Source organism: Allorhizobium ampelinum S4 (genome assembly GCF_000016285.1).
In the GTDB taxonomy this organism is placed as follows: Bacteria; Pseudomonadota; Alphaproteobacteria; order Rhizobiales; family Rhizobiaceae; genus Allorhizobium; species Allorhizobium ampelinum.
In genome coordinates, this window is the sequence record NC_011981.1 from 594,078 (window position 1) to 609,833 (window position 15,756).

15 protein-coding genes are annotated in these 15,756 nt (G+C 56.4%); 10 read left to right on the forward strand and 5 right to left on the reverse strand.

Going from position 1 to position 15,756, the window contains the following annotated elements:
- Positions 1-768, forward strand: a complete 768-nt coding sequence (locus tag AVI_RS28325) for a 5-oxoprolinase subunit PxpA (RefSeq protein WP_015918685.1) — start codon at positions 1-3, stop codon at positions 766-768.
- A 48-nt stretch (positions 769-816) separates the two neighbouring features.
- Positions 817-2,031: a pyridoxal phosphate-dependent aminotransferase gene (locus AVI_RS28330; protein ID WP_015918686.1), complete on the forward strand. Its 1,215-nt coding sequence runs from the start codon at positions 817-819 to the stop codon at positions 2,029-2,031.
- Between the two features lie 64 nt (positions 2,032-2,095).
- On the opposite strand, the gene nac is transcribed toward AVI_RS28330, so the two are convergent.
- Complete coding sequence (nac, locus tag AVI_RS28335; RefSeq protein WP_015918687.1) at positions 2,096-3,001, reverse strand: nitrogen assimilation transcriptional regulator NAC; 906 nt, start codon at positions 2,999-3,001, stop codon at positions 2,096-2,098.
- 239 nt (positions 3,002-3,240) lie between these two features.
- Between nac and AVI_RS28340 the strand changes: the two genes are divergently transcribed.
- The 6 genes from AVI_RS28340 (at position 3,241) to AVI_RS30175 (ending at position 8,108) form a co-directional block, all read left to right on the forward strand.
- A complete protein-coding gene (locus AVI_RS28340) occupies positions 3,241-3,993 on the forward strand; it encodes an SDR family oxidoreductase (protein WP_015918688.1) in 753 nt (250 codons plus the stop codon).
- Positions 3,990-4,697: an amino acid ABC transporter permease gene (locus tag AVI_RS28345; protein ID WP_015918689.1), complete on the forward strand. Its 708-nt coding sequence runs from the start codon at positions 3,990-3,992 to the stop codon at positions 4,695-4,697. Before AVI_RS28340 ends, AVI_RS28345 begins: the two co-directional genes overlap by 4 nt.
- A complete protein-coding gene (locus AVI_RS28350) occupies positions 4,694-5,446 on the forward strand; it encodes an amino acid ABC transporter permease (protein ID WP_015918690.1) in 753 nt (250 codons plus the stop codon). Before AVI_RS28345 ends, AVI_RS28350 begins: the two co-directional genes overlap by 4 nt.
- 5 nt (positions 5,447-5,451) lie before the next feature.
- Complete coding sequence (locus AVI_RS28355; RefSeq protein ID WP_015918691.1) at positions 5,452-6,219, forward strand: amino acid ABC transporter ATP-binding protein; 768 nt, start codon at positions 5,452-5,454, stop codon at positions 6,217-6,219.
- 73 nt (positions 6,220-6,292) lie between these two features.
- Entirely contained in the window at positions 6,293-7,132 is an 840-nt protein-coding gene (locus AVI_RS28360) for an ABC transporter substrate-binding protein (protein ID WP_015918692.1), read from the forward strand.
- Positions 7,133-7,344: 212 nt separating this feature from the next.
- Positions 7,345-8,108 (forward strand): IS5-like element IS869 family transposase gene (locus AVI_RS30175; protein WP_139192301.1). Its coding sequence is split into 2 segments (ribosomal slippage): positions 7,345-7,660 and positions 7,660-8,108, totalling 765 coding nucleotides; the frame shifts between segments, so codons are not numbered across the junction.
- A 100-nt stretch (positions 8,109-8,208) separates the two neighbouring features.
- Here AVI_RS30175 and AVI_RS31670 read toward each other — a convergent pair.
- Genes AVI_RS31670 through AVI_RS28390 form a run of 4 tightly spaced genes read right to left on the reverse strand, consistent with a single transcriptional unit; the run spans position 8,209 to position 13,128 of the window.
- Positions 8,209-8,751 (reverse strand): methyl-accepting chemotaxis protein, encoded by a 543-nt coding sequence (locus AVI_RS31670; RefSeq protein ID WP_244427810.1) that lies wholly within the window; start codon positions 8,749-8,751, stop codon positions 8,209-8,211.
- Positions 8,634-10,334: an FAD-binding oxidoreductase gene (locus AVI_RS28380; RefSeq protein ID WP_015918695.1), complete on the reverse strand. Its 1,701-nt coding sequence runs from the start codon at positions 10,332-10,334 to the stop codon at positions 8,634-8,636. The genes AVI_RS31670 and AVI_RS28380 overlap by 118 nt, the downstream gene beginning before the upstream one ends.
- 2 nt (positions 10,335-10,336) lie before the next feature.
- Positions 10,337-11,653: a (Fe-S)-binding protein gene (locus tag AVI_RS28385; RefSeq protein WP_015918696.1), complete on the reverse strand. Its 1,317-nt coding sequence runs from the start codon at positions 11,651-11,653 to the stop codon at positions 10,337-10,339.
- Positions 11,653-13,128, reverse strand: coding sequence for an FAD-binding oxidoreductase (locus AVI_RS28390; RefSeq protein ID WP_015918697.1), 1,476 nt, complete (start codon positions 13,126-13,128; stop codon positions 11,653-11,655). Before AVI_RS28390 ends, AVI_RS28385 begins: the two co-directional genes overlap by 1 nt.
- A 527-nt stretch (positions 13,129-13,655) precedes the next feature.
- Here AVI_RS28390 and AVI_RS28395 point away from each other — a divergent pair.
- Positions 13,656-14,144, forward strand: coding sequence for a MarR family winged helix-turn-helix transcriptional regulator (locus AVI_RS28395; RefSeq protein ID WP_015918698.1), 489 nt, complete (start codon positions 13,656-13,658; stop codon positions 14,142-14,144).
- A gap of 361 nt (positions 14,145-14,505) precedes the next feature.
- Complete coding sequence (locus tag AVI_RS28405; RefSeq protein ID WP_015918699.1) at positions 14,506-15,699, forward strand: MFS transporter; 1,194 nt, start codon at positions 14,506-14,508, stop codon at positions 15,697-15,699.
- Positions 15,700-15,756 lie beyond the last annotated feature (57 nt).

Consider the following 15,756-nt stretch of genomic DNA (forward strand, 5'->3'; position numbering starts at 1 on the left):
ATGAAGATTGATCTCAATTCCGATATGGGCGAAGGCTTTGGTCCCTACCGCCTGTGTGACGATGAAGCACTGATGGATGTTGTGTCCTCGGCCAATATTGCCTGCGGTTTTCATGCGGGCGACCCGGAAATGATGCTGCGCATGGTGCGGCTGGCCAAGGCCCGAGGCGTCGGCATTGGCGCGCACCCCGGCTTTCCTGATCGGCTGGGTTTTGGCCGCCGCGATATTCCCGTGTCAGCAGAAGAACTGCGGGCGCAAGTGCTTTATCAATTGGGGGCCTTGAGCGCGATTGCCGCCAGCGAAGGCCTTTCCGTTGATCACATCAGCTTCCACGCCGCCATGGGAAATCGCGTCAATCACGACCCGGCACTGTGCGATCTGGTCCTGGCAGCGGTGAAAACCGTGGCTCCTGAGATTATTGTGTTTTGCATGTCTGGCTCGGAAATCGAGCGCTCGGCGCTCCGCTGTGGATTAAAGACGCTGACGCTGTTTCTGGCCGACCGCGCTTATGATGCCAACGGCGCACTCGTGCCGCGCGGCGTGGCCAATTCGGTCATCAAGGAAGAAATGGCGGTGCGCGCCCGCGTCAAACAATTCCTTGAAACGGCAACCGTCACCACCATCGACGGCCAGACCATTGCCATGCCCGCCCGCTCCATTCTCGTGCATAGCGATACGCCCGGATCGCTGGAACTGGCGAAAATTGTGCGCAGCGAAATTGAAGCCACGGGTGCTACCCTTGCCACTGCCCGCGACGTGATTGCCTGACATCACCCGATTTTGAAACCTTCACCACAACACTTGAAAGTCTAGACCATGTCCATGCCCAAGCCAATGATTGCCGACCGTCTCAAGAATGTCGCGGTTTCCGCTTCCGCAGCCATGACGCAGCGTGCCCGCGAACTTGCCGCCCAGGGCATTGACGTTGTATCCCTCTCATCTGGCGAGCCGGATTTTGCCACCCCCGCCCACGCCATTGAAGCTGCGCATGCGGCAGCGCTGGCTGGTGACACCAAATATCCGCCGCTGGATGGCACCGCTGCCTTGCGCGCTGCCATTTCCCGCAAATTCAAGCGCGAAAACAGCTTGGACTATGACCCAAGCCAGATTGTTGTCGCAGGTGGTGGCAAGCAGGTGATTTTCAATGCGGTGATGGCCACCTGCAATCCCGGCGACGAAGTGGTGATCCCCACGCCATCGTGGATCAGCTATGCCGATATCGTACGCTTTGCAGGCGGTGTGCCGGTTCCCGTGGAATGCCCGCAGCAGAATGGTTTCAAGCTGCGCGCCGAAGACCTTGAGGCGGCCATTACGCCCAAAACCAAATGGCTGTTTTTGAACTTCCCCAACAATCCCACAGGTGCCGCCTGCTCGCGCCAGGATATGGCCGCAATTGCCGAAGTGATGCTGCGTCATCCCGACGTCTGGATCATGACCGACGACATCTATGAACACCTGATCTACGACGGCTTTGAATTTTGCACCATCGCCGAAGTTGAACCACGCCTCTATGACCGCGTGCTGACGGTAAACGGCGCCTCAAAGGCCTATGCCATGACTGGTTGGCGTCTTGGCTATTGCGGTGGCCCGAAGGATCTCATCAAGGCAATCAGCAATGTCAACGGCCAGAACGCGGGCGGTACATCCACCATCACTCAGGCCGCTGCCATGGCTGTTCTGGATGGTCCGCAGGATCTGTTGAAAGAACGCGCCAATATCTACAAGGGCCGTCGTGATTATGTGCTGTCGCGCCTTGCCGAGATTGATGGTCTGCGCGCCCATAAGCCTGAAGGTGCGTTTTACATCTTCCCCAGCATCGCTGGCCTGATTGGCAAAACCACCAAGGGTGGCCGCAAGATTGAAAACGACGCCGATTTCGTCTCGGCCCTGATTGATGAGCAGCATGTTGCGACCGTTCAAGGTGCGGCCTATGGCATGAGCCCCTTCTTCCGCATTTCCTATGCCACCAGCATGGAACGGCTTACAGCGGGCTGTGACCGGATTGCGCAATTCTGCAAGGATATGAAGTAATCTTGGCCATGTAGAAAATATTGCACCATGCATCCCAACGGATGCATGGCGCGCATAAACCGCTCTAATTCTTCAACTGCCGCGTCAAACGCAGCAAAATATCCCTGACGGCCACGGCTGAGTCTGACAATTGCGCGTGTTCAGACACACAGAGTGACAGGGTTTCTTCAATCTGCGGCGACAGGGTGCGGCAGATGATCTGGCTGCTTGCCTCTGCGGTGATGCGATCAGCCACCGCCTTGGGCATGATAGTTGCCCCAACACCGCCACTGACTGCCCGCGTCAGGGTGCGAATAACCTCTACCTCGCCAATCACGTTCAGCTTGGTACGGCTGCGGGCAAAGGCCATATCCACGGCACGGCGCACAAAATTATACGGCGGCGGCAGCAGAAAAGGCAGCTCTTCCAGATTGGCGACCGAGAGCGGCTTGTCATCGGCCTCAATGCCAAAATCCTCATGGGCCACCAGAAAGAAATCTTCGCGCAGTAAAGGATCGAAGTGAACACCCTTCATGGGTCCGGTGCCGTGGATGAGGGCGATTTCAAGCTTGTTGTTCATCAACATTTGGCTATAGGCCTGCCCCACGCTTTCGGTCAGATGCAGCACAATGCCCGGATAAAGCCTGCGTGTTTCCGCCAGCAACTCAAACGAGAGCGTTGCCGCGCTGCTAAACGGAGCCAGACCCACCGAGACCCGCCCGGCCAAATGCTTGCCTGCGGCCAGCACATCGGCATGGGCCTGATCCATCTGCCGCAGAATCATCTGCGCATGACGATAGACTTGCGCGCCCGCATCGGTCATCACCACGCCTTGCTGGCTGCGCAGCAAAAGCTTCGTGCCGAAATGTTCTTCCAGCGAGGCAAGTTGCTGGCTCAAGGCGGGCTGAGCGATATGCAGAATATCGGCCGCACGGGTAATGCTGCCTGTATCGACAATCACGATGAAGGATTTGAAGCGCCTGATATCCATGGGGGAAGTAAACTCGAATTCTATGGGGTCAAGCCTTCACACTATGCAGCAGCCGTCACGCCGTAAATGGATAAAACAAGGTTTTGAGCTGGCTTTGGCGGGTTGTGCGATCATGAAGACCAGTTTTTGGGCAATTGCCACCAAGCTCATAAGATAGGCTTATCACTCCACATATAATCGGCATTATCGCTCAGACTAAAGCTTCGCTAGTCTTTCCCAAGAACAAAAGAGGACGTCAGATGCCATTTTCGGATTACAAAACTGCGCTTGTCACTGGCGCATCCTCCGGGATCGGAGCCGCTATTGTGGAGCGGCTGTGCGCTGAGAATGTTGAAGTGCATGCGGTTGCCAGAAGTGGTGATCTCCTCAAACAGCTTTCCGAGAAAACCGGCTGCATTGCCCATGTGATTGACGTCACGGATCGCGCCGCTCTGGCGGACCTCACATCCAAAATTCCATTTGATATTCTCGTCAATAATGCCGGTGTTGACCGTCCAAAGAAGTTTCTGGAAGCAGAAGACGGCGATATTGACCTGCTGGTGGATGTGAACCTGCGGGCTGTCTTGCATCTGTGCCGCATGGTTGTGCCGGGCATGGTGGCGCGCGATCGTGGCCACGTTATCAACATCTCATCCATCGCCGCTCAGTATAATTTCGGTGGAAATTCCTCCTATCACGCTACCAAGGCTGGCGTCAGCATGCTGTCCAACCAGTTGCGCATTGATGCCTTTGGCAAGCGCGTGCGGGTCACGGAAATCTGCCCCGGCCGCGTTGCAACCGATATTTTCACCCATGTCCACGGTGATGACCCTTCAGTGCGTGAGCGCTTTATTGATGGCTTTGAATTGCCACAGGCGTCCGACATTGCCGATGCCATTGCCTTTGCCATTGCCGCACCCATTGCCGTTAACATCGGCCATATGGAAATCACCCCCACCCTACAAGTGATGGGCGGATTGCAGACGGCCAAGCCGGAGGAGCGGAAGCCTTGAAGGGGTTCGATCTCTCAGCAATTCTTGGCAATCCAGACTATGTCTCCATGCTGCTGCACGGCATAGAGATGACCTTCATTATCGCCATTGGCTCATGGGTTTTGGCGATGACACTTGCGGTTTTACTGCTGGCGCTGCGGTTTTCGCCGGGCGGTATCGGCAATGCCATTGTCACGGCCTATGTTTCCTATCACCGCAATGTGCCAACGCTTGTGCAGCTGGTGCTGTGGTATTTTGGCATTTTCACCCTGATGCCCAGCGGCCTCAGCGCATGGCTGGTCAATCACAATGCCGAAACCATCTTTGCGGTTATCGGTCTTGGCCTGTGTCAGGCCGCTTACTTCAGCGAAGACCTGCGCTCAGGCCTGCGCTCCATCAGCCCAGGCCAGATGGAAGCGGCCCGCGCCTTGGGCCACGGCTATCTCTCGGCCATGCGTTACGTGATGATTCCGCAAGGGGTGCGCAATGCACTGCCACCGCTGATCAATCATACGGTATCGCTGTTTAAAAACAGCAGTCTTGCGATTGTTGTTGGTGCGTCAGAGCTTACCCATGCCGTGAAGGAAATCGAAAACATCACCTTCAGAACATTTGAGAGCTATCTGATTGGCACGGTGCTGTATCTGTTCTTTTCTCTGCTGATCATGGCAGGCGGCGCGTATCTGCAGTGGCGCGTTGATCATGCAAGGGGTGTGCGGGCATGATCCACGACATCATCAAGATTGTGCAGGACTATTGGTTGCTGTTGTTGATCGGCCAATATCCCAATGGCCCGCTCGGTGGCCTTGCCAACACGCTGATCCTATCGGTTTTCAGCATCGCGCTGGCCTTTCCCCTCAGCATTCTTTTGGCCCTTGCGCGCATGTCCAAATGGCGCACGCTGCGCTGGCCGGTCACGTTCCTCGTCTATGTCACCCGTGGCGTGCCGTTGCTGATGTTGATTTTGTGGTGCTATTTTCTGGTGCCGCTGCTCACGGGGGCCGATGTGCCAAGCTTTATCACCATGCTGACAACGCTGGTGGTGTATCAAAGCTGCTTTCTCAGCGAAGTTGTGCGAAGCGGCATTGTTGCGCTGGGCCATGGACAGATGGAAGCCGCCAAGGCCCTTGGGCACAGCTATCCCAGCGCCATGCGCTATGTGGTTTTGCCGCAGGCGCTGTACAATGTCATTCCCAGCATCCTGTCTACCTTCGTCTCAACCATCAAGGACACAACACTGGGCTCTGTCATCAATGTGCCGGACCTGACCTTTGCTGCCAATCAGGTCAACAATGATCTGCTGACCCAGCCGTTTCAGGTCTACCTGATCCTTGCCCTGATCTATTACGTGATTTGCTGGAGCCTGACCCATGCCGCCAAACGATTGGAGGGCAGCATCTCCCGCCGCCGTGCCGGTCTGTCCGGCAAAGGTGAAGACGCCCCCAGCATCACGCCCCAACTTGTCTCGGAGTAGAAGCCATGCCCTTATCCAAGCCAGCCATTGAAAAGCAGCAAACCATTACGCTGTCCAAGGTTCGCAAGAGCTATGGCAATTACGAGGTGCTGAAAGGTGTTGATGCCCATGTCAACCGGGGCGAGGTTGTTGTCATCTGCGGGCCGTCGGGATCTGGCAAATCCACCCTGATCCGCACGATCAATCGCCTTGAGGAAATCAGCAGCGGCTCGATCTCCTTTGAGGGGCAGGAGGTGCATGTGCCGATGCGCACAAAGCAGCTCAATGCCCTGCGCAGCCAGATTGGCTTTGTATTCCAGAGCTTTAACCTGTTTCCGCATCTGTCCGTTGTCGATAACGTCGCCATGTCGCCCGTGCGGGTCAAAGGCGTGGCCCCCGACGTGGCCCATGATAAAGCCATTCGGTTGCTGGATCGGGTTGGCCTTGCCGACAAAGCCAATGCCTATCCGGCGCAATTGTCGGGTGGCCAGCAGCAGCGTGTGGCCATTGCCCGCGCACTCGCCATGGAACCTCCAGTGATGCTGTTTGATGAACCCACCAGCGCGCTGGACCCGGAAATGGTCGGCGAAGTGCTGGCGGTGATGAAAAGCCTTGCCGCCGATGGCATGACCATGATGTGCGTGACCCATGAAATGGGCTTTGCCCGCGATGTGGCCGACCACATCTGGTTTATCGATGCCGGGCAAATTCTGGAAATAGCACCACCGGAAACCTTCTTCACCAATCCCACCCATCCCCGCGCCCAGCGTTTTCTCTCGGAACTGCGCCACTAAAAGCCAGCTTTAGAGAAGGGCAAATAGGACCAAACAACCACTCACATCACAATAAAAACCAAGGAGAACAGCAATGAACATGAAATGCATCACATTAGGCTTGGCGCTTGCCGCCACCACCGCCATTGCAGCCCCTGCAAGCGCCGATCAGCTGGCCGATATCATGGCGGCCAAGACCCTGCGTTGCGCAACCTTCGCCGATGTTCCCCCCTTTGCCTCTCCAGACCCAAAGACCCGCGAAATGGCTGGCTTTGACGTTGATCTGTGCAACGCCATTGCAGCCAAACTGGGCGTGAAGGCCGAAATCAAGCCGGTATCGGTGGAAGCCCGCGTGCCCGAAGTCAAGCTTGGCCGCGTCGACATCACCGTTGCCAATCTCGCCTACACTTTGAGCCGCGCCGAACAGATTCAGTTCAGCGATCCTTACTATCTCGCCAAGGAAATGCTGATTGTGCCTGCCGACACGGCTGGCAAGACAAAGGCTGATTTCTCCGGCAAGCGTTTGGCCTCCACCAAGGGTTCTACATCCGAGATGTCGATCAAGCTCAACAAGTCGGACCCGTTGACGTTTCAGGATACGGCATCGGCCTATCTCGCCGTTCAGCAGGGCAAGGCTGAAGGCATGGTTGCCAACACCATGACCACCACCAAATTCGTCAACGAATCCCAGACCAAGGGCAAGAGGATGCGGATGATCGATGATCCGATGCTTTATCAGCCCATCGGTGTTGGCATGAAAAAGGACGAGCCAGCCCTGACCGCCAAGATCAACGATACGCTGCGCGCGCTGGATGCTGATGGCGAAATCAACAAAATCTGGAACAAATGGCTTGGCCCGGACACCGAATATAAAATGACCCGCACCGACAAGGTTGTGAAATTGAGCGAATTGAAGTTCGACCCGATTCCATAACCAATAACCCTAAACTTGATTGGGTATGTAATTCTCCTTCACCGGCATGACATCCGTCACGCCGGTGAAGGTGCTTTCGCAAAGATTCCAAGCCACCAACCCAATCCCAATTGCCAAGCTTTCAGTTATTGCAGCTAGGCCGCACACTCATAAACCGGGTTTGCAAATCGGCCTGATTTTGATTCACTGAGGCCTTGATTTGGAGGCCTCTCATGACCCGTCGCCGGTTTGATCTCACCGATTTCGAATGGACTGTCATCCAGCCCTTGTTGCCCAACAAGCCGCGTGGGGTGCCACGGGTTGACGACCGGCGGGTGATCAACGGCATCTTGTGGCGGTTTCGGACAGGTTCACCCTGGGCAGACGTTCCTGATCGATATGGTCCATATACAACCTGCTACAACCGGTTCGTGCGATGGCGAAAGGCGGGTGTCTGGGATCATGTTCTGGGCGAGATTTCCAAGGCTTTCGACGGCGATATCGTTATGATCGACAGCTCCTGTGTCCGTGTTCATCAACATGCGGCCACGGGAAAAAGGGGGATCAACACGATGGCTGCATGGGACGTTCCCGTGGCGGCTTGACCACCAAAATCCACGCCGTTGTCGACGCCGATGGCCGACCGATCCGTCTCGCACTCACAGCCGGTCAAGCCCATGATGGTCGCATGGCAGAACCATTGTTACAGACAATCTCCAAGGGTGCGATCCTGCTGGCGGACAAGGCCTACGATACCAACGCGATCAGAGCATTTGCAAAGCAAAGGCAGGCATGGGCCAATATTCCTGCCAAGAGCAATCGGAAGGGAAGCTTCCCTTTCAGCCAATGGGTTTACCGACAGCGCAATCTCGTTGAGCGTTTCTTCAGCAAACTCAAACAGTTCAGAGGCATCGCAACCCGTTACGACAAAGACCCATTGAACTTTCTCGCCGCTGTCAAATTGGCAGCAGCAAGAATTTGGATCAGATCGTTATGAGTCTACGGCCTAGAGGCCTCGCGCGCGATATCTTCAATCAAGAAGAGAGGGCGATGACCAGCCAGATTGTTCACTGCGCGGTCTATAATGCCCGCGTCCTCTATGCCTCCATCTGCGCAGCATTCTGATCCATTGCGACTTCAGTGGATAAGTCGTCAGCACTCGCAATGACTTCTCGGCTGCCGTTGTCGATAGCACCGGCCGCATCAGAGACAGCACACATAGTCTCGGAAAACTGGCTTAGAGCTGCGTCGAAATTGGCACGCAGCGTTTCGAACTCAGCAGCAAAGGGTTGAACAAGCTGAAAGGTGAGGTCGCCGCGATCGAACTGCGTCAGCCACAACTGGATGAGATTGGCTGAAACGCCGTAAGTTCGCTGCGCATCGCGCCGCCCAGTCACGCCGTTTCGAATATCCTGGCAAAGCTGCACCTTGAACGGCGTTGAATGTCGTCGATATGGACCTCGAAACTCCATGCAAGGAACGTCGACAATCGGATGACAGACGCTAAGATTGTCGTTGATGTTTACCCTCTTCGCTCTGGCAGCTTTTCCTTTTTGCTGATCACGCCCAGCAACAGGCAGACCAAATGCAGTACCGGAGCACCCGCTTTTGAGAAGGCGATTTTTTGCAAGGTCGGCCATCTCTTGGCAATCGGGAGCTGTTTGGCGCTGACATGCACTGTCGCGTCTGCCAGTCCCGCCGGATCAACGCGCTGCTTGATCAGCCGCATCCATGAAGTGACGTTGCTGTAGCGCGGTCCAAACAATTCGATCAATGGACCCGCCATGAAGCCCATCAATCCGAGCCTTGGGTTGCGATCCACCATATCAAGGTGTTTGAGGAAGCCTTTCCAACCCGCTCCGATGCCTTTCACGGTCCCTGCCTGCGATGCAAGGATGTTTTCCGTCCACAATTGCCGGCTCTCGGTTGGCCAGACCCAGCAGCCTTCCTTGCCGTCGGCTGCGAAATTGCGGCCGGGCATGCGATCTTTTGCCATAATGTCCTCGCTGGCCTTGATCACGTCCGGCAGCAGGTTAAAGGTTTCCATAACCCCAAAGCTGGTGCCGCCGGAACCGGCACCCCGGAAGACGCGGCTGACATAAAGCGACGTCACCAGCGTGCGCAGCAACACTTCCGTGTCCTTTTGTTCAATCGGAATCATCCGCCCGCCGGTGCTCGCAACAATGTGCTGCACAGTCTTCTCCTGATAGGCCGTCTGCCCCGCAGAATGACCGATGGTCAGGATCTGCCAGCCAAACCTGTTTTCCGGACGCGCACATTCCGGCAGGTCGCCCGCTTCGCGGCGGCGCGCATATTCGGCATTGGTGGCCGTCAGCGTCCAACCGATATGGTTTGGTGGCATGCGCAGCAGTGCAAAGGCAACGCCTGTGCGATTCAGGTGAAAGCTGGCGTCGCGCATCTGTTCAATCGTATCCCAGACGGGCAGAAACAGACGCATGTTTGGCTCCAGTGCCATGCCTCGCATCGGGCTTTGCCCGGTGAGGTTCAAACGCTTAGGCCCCGCCCACGGATAGAGCTTGTAACCAATACGGGTGAACACGCCGAGGCCGCCATTTGCGCCAATAAGACCACGGATCATGCCGCGCAGGCCCGGCCCCGGCCCCTCCTCGCTGAACCAGTCATCATCACCACCAAGAGAGCCCATGCGCACGATGTCTCCCTGTGGCGTCACCCATTCTATGCCCAGGATATTGCGGAAATTGGCACCCGTGCTGGCACCGGTAATGCCAACCCCCAGAAAGGACGTGGCCGAGGCCAGCGGCGAATGCGACGGCCCCGCACCCACGATATGACAGTTGAGCCCCACTTTCATGGCCTCCGCTTGCAATCGGCCCGCAGTTACAAAAGGCTCGATCACCGCCATCTGGTTTGCGGCATCCATCTTGATCAGACGGTTCATACGGCAAAGGTCCATCACCACCACATTTTCGCTGGCGCTGAGATAGGTTCCACCATTGCCGGAACTTAACGGACGAAAGGAAAGCCCGCGTGCAAGACAGCATTTGATAATAGCCGCCACATCCTCTGCCGAGTTGGGCATAACCACGGCAATCGGCCAGTTTTTAAGAAATTTTGGCCCCGGCATCGAGCCGACACCGCCATTCCAGGCGTAACTTGCAATTGAGCTCGGATCATTGGTGGCATTGTCTTGCCCAACAATGGATTGAAGCGCTTGCAAAACTTCGTTGCGATCGTGAGCCATGGTCATTCTCCAGCCTTATGAGATGCGTCTGGGGCGGAGGCGGTCTGTCGGGTGTGGAGATATTCGACCAACCCATACACCCGGATCGAAGACCCCGCCTCCTGCGCCACCTCTTTCATGTGGCTGCTGCACGCGGTGCAACTGGTTACGAGGAACTCTGCCCCGGTGCTCTCGGCTTCCTGAAGTCGGTTGCGGGCAGCAGCGCGAGCAAAATCGGGGCTGGCCTGTTTGCCGCCACCGCCGGCACCGCAGCAGAAGGCGAATTCCCGAATGCGCTCCATTTCCACAATCTCGGCATCCACAGCCCGCAGCAATTGCCGGGGCTCTTCATAGACACCATTGACCCCAAGGTAGAGCTCGCCTTCCGGCACGCGCATCGGAATGGAATTATAGGCCATCACCGTTTCGCCCTCCCACGGATGGCGCTCTTCGCCTAGCCGCCCAAGGCGGCAGGAATCGTGGTACGTGACAGTGTCGCGCTTTTGGCCAGCCGCCACGGTGAGCGGGTTTTCGGCCAGCCACTGCGCGATATGAATGACTTTGATGTTGCCAAGGGAAACACCAAGGCGCGGATAAATATTGCGAAAAGCCGAAAAAGCATCATCGCTATAAACAATAAGCGTGCCTGCCCCGCTCTTGCGGAGCCATTCTGCCGTTTTCTGTGCTAGATCCGCTGCGAGATCCTGATCACCGATATCATAGGCAAGACCACCGCTATCCGGCTCGTCCACGCCGCCAATGACGAAATCGACATCGCGCCGCTGAAGCTCAGAGGCGATATGGCGGATGAAAGGCCATTCATCGCGATCGAAAGCCACATCGCCAACATGGAAGAGAACGGGTGCCTGATGGGTTTTGGTCTGTTTCAGGGACAGGCCAGCGAACCATTCACCGCGCATTGCGGCGGGCAGGCCCCTTGCATTCCCGAGTGTGCGCAGATGCGCGAGCATCTCGCGCAGCGGCTCTGGCGCATGCCCGTCGGCCGTCACCTTTTGGCGTAGCGCATAGAGCGAATCGAGCGGCTCGACGAAATCGGCAAGCAATGTCTTGCAGCTGGTATCGCAGCCACCGCACATGGAACAGGAATAGACATTCTGAATGAAGTCCGGCGTGTATTCGACACGATTATGCAAAAGTGCATAGGCCGCAATGAGCTTTCCGCCTGCCGTATGCGAAAAGAATTTGCCGTGCTGAACGCTTGGACAGATTTCCGCAAAATCCTGACTGCGGACTTCCGGCACCCATTTGCAAAAGGTGCAGCGGGTGCAAGAGCCAAGCTTGTCGTGAAGCTTTTCGAGGGTTGGGCTGATATGGGTCATTAGAAGCAAAGCCTCCCTGGATTGAGAATACGGTCCGGATCGAAGATGGATTTCGTCTCGCGCAGCAATGGCTTGACGGTGGGATTGCGGGCAAAGGCCATGTCAGCCCATGCGCCATAGGGTCGGCTGAAAAAGCCGCCCGTAGCGCTACAGGCCTTGGCCAGCTCATCGGCAAGTGCATCGGCTGCCGATGTCTGCTCTATGGATGCCGGATCAAAGGGCAGCACCAATTCAACATGACAGTTGCGGCCATGCAGGCGTGGCTGGACGTAAATTGCAACATTTGCGCCCAAACGTTCCCGTGCCAACGCAATAAATTGCTCGGCACGATCCATTTGGCTGAGAAAAAACACACTGCGATGGGCACCCGCGATGCGGTCTTTGTAGTTGCTGTCCGGTGGATTGGCTTGCAGCTCCGCAATCCGGCTGGCGGAATGCCCGGCCAGATCGGGGCTTGCCACCAGTCCTGCATCCGCGCAGAGTTGGGTGACATCGGCCAACTGATAGGCAATCTTGTCATCGGGAAAATCACAAGACGCGGTCAGTTGGATGTAGAGCGTGTAAGCGGGCAGGCGGGCAGCAAGATCGGCAATGCGGTCTGGCTCACTCTCCAGCACGGCTGCAAGGTGCAGATTGCTGGCGATAAAACTGGCCATGCCGATACGCCGCCGATGCAATTCTGCTGAGAGCCGTGCCAGTGGAGCGATACTGTCGGCCCCCACAAAGCGGGCCTCTTCGCGTGCTGGCAGGCGCTCACACAGAATGGCCGCCCAATTGAGAATGGCAAGCGTGCCTTGCGAGCCTTGCACAACACGCAGAAAATCCGTGCCTGCTGGCCCCATGGCGGTAAGATAGCGCAACCCCGCCTTCCAATGTTCATCAAGGGTGCCGCTGATGGCCGCACTGCCGGTGCGAAAGACATCGCCGGTGCCAAACACCAACTGCGCACCGCCGAAGGGGTCCAGCACATCCCATTGCTCAGACGATTGCAAGTTGGGTTCGCGATCCAAATAGCTTGTCAGCACGGATTTTGACGCGCGTGGCAACAGCGGCTTGAAGGCGCGCAGACCCTGGGGTGCCAGCAGCGCATCGATAGCGCCGAAGGTGACGCCCGGCTCAATCACCGCAACCGCATCTTGCTGATCGATCTGCAACAGATGGTTCATGCCACTGAGATCAACAAACACGGTGGGCCGTTCTGCCGTTGCACCGCGCAGCCGCGCGCCGCTGCTGGAGCTGAACGTGGTCAGGGCCGTGCCGGTTTTCCGCGCCCAGCCGATAACGGCAACGATCTCCTCCGTGCTGCGCGGTCGCACGACCGCAAGCGGCGGAGCCTCGCGGCCTGATGGGTTTGCGGGCATGTAGGGTGCGAGGCTGGCCTCCTCGGCGTCAAGCCCAATCGCACGCAGGCTTGCCACATCGGCACGCCGGATAAGCTTCTGCCGCACAGCGGCAAGGCTAGCAGTTGCTGCCATGGTGTGATGTCCTTATAGTTGGGATAGGGTGCAGGTGCCTGTTCCGCAAAGGGAAATGATGGCAGCTGTTGCAAAAATTTTGGGTGTCGCGCCGGGCGGGGCTTGCGCATTTTTCAGCACACAGATAGCCGCCCGCGTCCCTGGTAAAGGGCCACAGCACATTTGACTCTCCTCCCATTTCAAGCCAAGGGTACTCTTTATAATTGTTGCCTCATGATAGGCACGCCACTTGAATATAGTCAAGTGACTTGACCATAAAATCATCAACACATGCGTTGAGGTTTCCAACAGGAGCCGTTAAACCCGAAAGGGAAAGTGCGGCGAGGGTGCGGCCAGCAGCCTTAAATGGCCGAACATTCCCACCACAAATCCGCCTCACTCACCTTAACACCTTGCAAATCAACAGAAATCACAGAGAACTGACGAAGCAGCCGCCAAGCAGGCCACACACCTTCATCGGCAAAAGCCTCTCAAAGAAGATTCCGACCGCAACAGCAATGACAAGCAAACACAGGGTAAATGCACGAATGGACTCGAAGACCCCTCCCTTACTTCCGCGTTTTCTGCGTGCCATCTACTGGTTTGACGAGGCGCTGAGAGCCTCCCAGGAGTTGCAAGGGCAAACACCGGTCACACGGGCGCAGGGCATGCTTTTGATCAACATTGCCCTTGGGGAGCGGCGTCCGACGCGCTTGGCGCGTACCATGGGCGTCACCAAACAAGCGGTCAGCCTTATGCTGGGAGACCTGACCGCAGCGGGCTACATTTTTATCAAGCCAGACCCAGAAGATGCACGCGCATCACTCATTGAGTTCAGCCCGCAAGGTCAGACTGAATTGGAGAATATCTTTGCCACGCTGGAGCACCTCGAAGACCATCTGGCAACGGTTTTAGGTCAGGACCGAATGTCCGTCCTGCGGGCCGCATTGGGGATGGACTGGGGCACGCCACCCGCATTGGGATCCAAAGAGGCCCACACGCCTGATGCGACGGAAAGCGCGATCCAGAAAAAATGATGCCGACCGGCTTCATGGAATTGGGAGCGAATAGGGCTATTGCCGTGAAGTAAATATTATAGTCAATCTAATTGACTATTTTCAAAATGCCGATATCTTCTCTGTGAGATGTTTTTGAAACACACAAAAACATACCTCTGGGAGGAGAAAAAATGTCTGTGTTTCTACGGTATGATGCCGCGCCCTTTGGCGCGGGCGCTAAAGTTTTGATCTGTCCCCGTTTGATATTGCAATGGGCCGGTCTATTCCGAACCCTTGATTTGCGGCAGCTTGGCAAGCGGTTGGCAGCGATGCTCTGTCCCCAGCAGCCTATATTGGCTCAGCGCCCGATTGGTGAACTCTCCGCAGGCGGGAGGATCGCATGACCAATCTTGATACAAAGGGTACCCGCACAGCCCTTATTGTCGGTCATGCGGCCGGTATGATCGATATGGTCTCTCTTCCCATTTGGGTCGGTGGACTGGTCGGTGGCTATGGCTATTCATCCGCTCAAGCCGGAGGACTTGTCACCACATTTCTGATTGGGGTGGTGATTGCCAGTTGCGGCCTTGCGACGCTTTTCCATCGCTTTTCCATGCGTTGGGTGCCCGGTGCAGGCTTTAGCGGGGCTGCGCTGGCGTTCGCAGCACTCTGGATGGCATCAGGTTTCGGCAATTTTCTCGCACTTCACCTCTGTGCCGGTCTTTGCATCGGCACGGCTTTGTCAGCGGTTCATGGAACCATTGGCCGCACAAGCAATGCTCATCGCACATTTGCTTATGCCACCATTGGCTTTGGCATCTTCAGCGTTATCTTCATGGGCTTTGCCACGCAGGTGATTGCCGCAATGCAGCCACGCAACCTGTTCTTGATTTTTGCCGGGGTTATGGCGATCGCTGCCGCAGTCAATTGGTTGCTTTTCCCCCACAGCGCCACCATGCCGAAGGCGGAGAAAAAACCATCGCCCAATTCCGGTCGCGTGCCGCGTTTTGAACCCGTCGTCTGGTTTCTCATCGCCGCTCTGCTGGGCATGAACTTCAATCAGGCCATGAATTTCAGCTTTGTTGAGCGCATTGCCAGTGACCATGATTGGCCAACATCCACCATCAACGGCATTCTTGTGGGCGTTGCCTTTCTCAGCCTCATTCCGGCCCCGCTCGCAGTGTTTTTTGAAAAAAAGCTTCATCCGGTTTATGTGGGCATAGTAGGCGTGCTGCTTCAGGCCGCTCTTTCGCTGGGCATAACCCATGCGCTCGACGTTCCCGGTTTTGCCGCCTCGGCAATCTTCATTCCCTTTGTCATGATCTTCTCGCACACATTTCTCTTCGGACTCATGTCGCGCGTGGAACCAACTGGCCGAGCAGTGGCGGCCAATCCGGCCATTACCATGGGCGGCGGAGCGCTTGGGCCTCTGGTTGGCGGCATTCTGGTCCAGACAATGGGCTATCATGGCCTCAGCCTTGCAACCGCTCTGGTGGCCACCTGTGTTGTGGCGGGACTAATGCTGGTGCTGATGCGCCTGTTGCCCTCGCACGCCAGCAACGCACTAGCCCCAAAAAGGCACTGGCCATTGTGACCCGTCACGACCAATAGGCTTAAGCCTGCAAGGCAAATGCCGCGTGCCCAAAAGCCA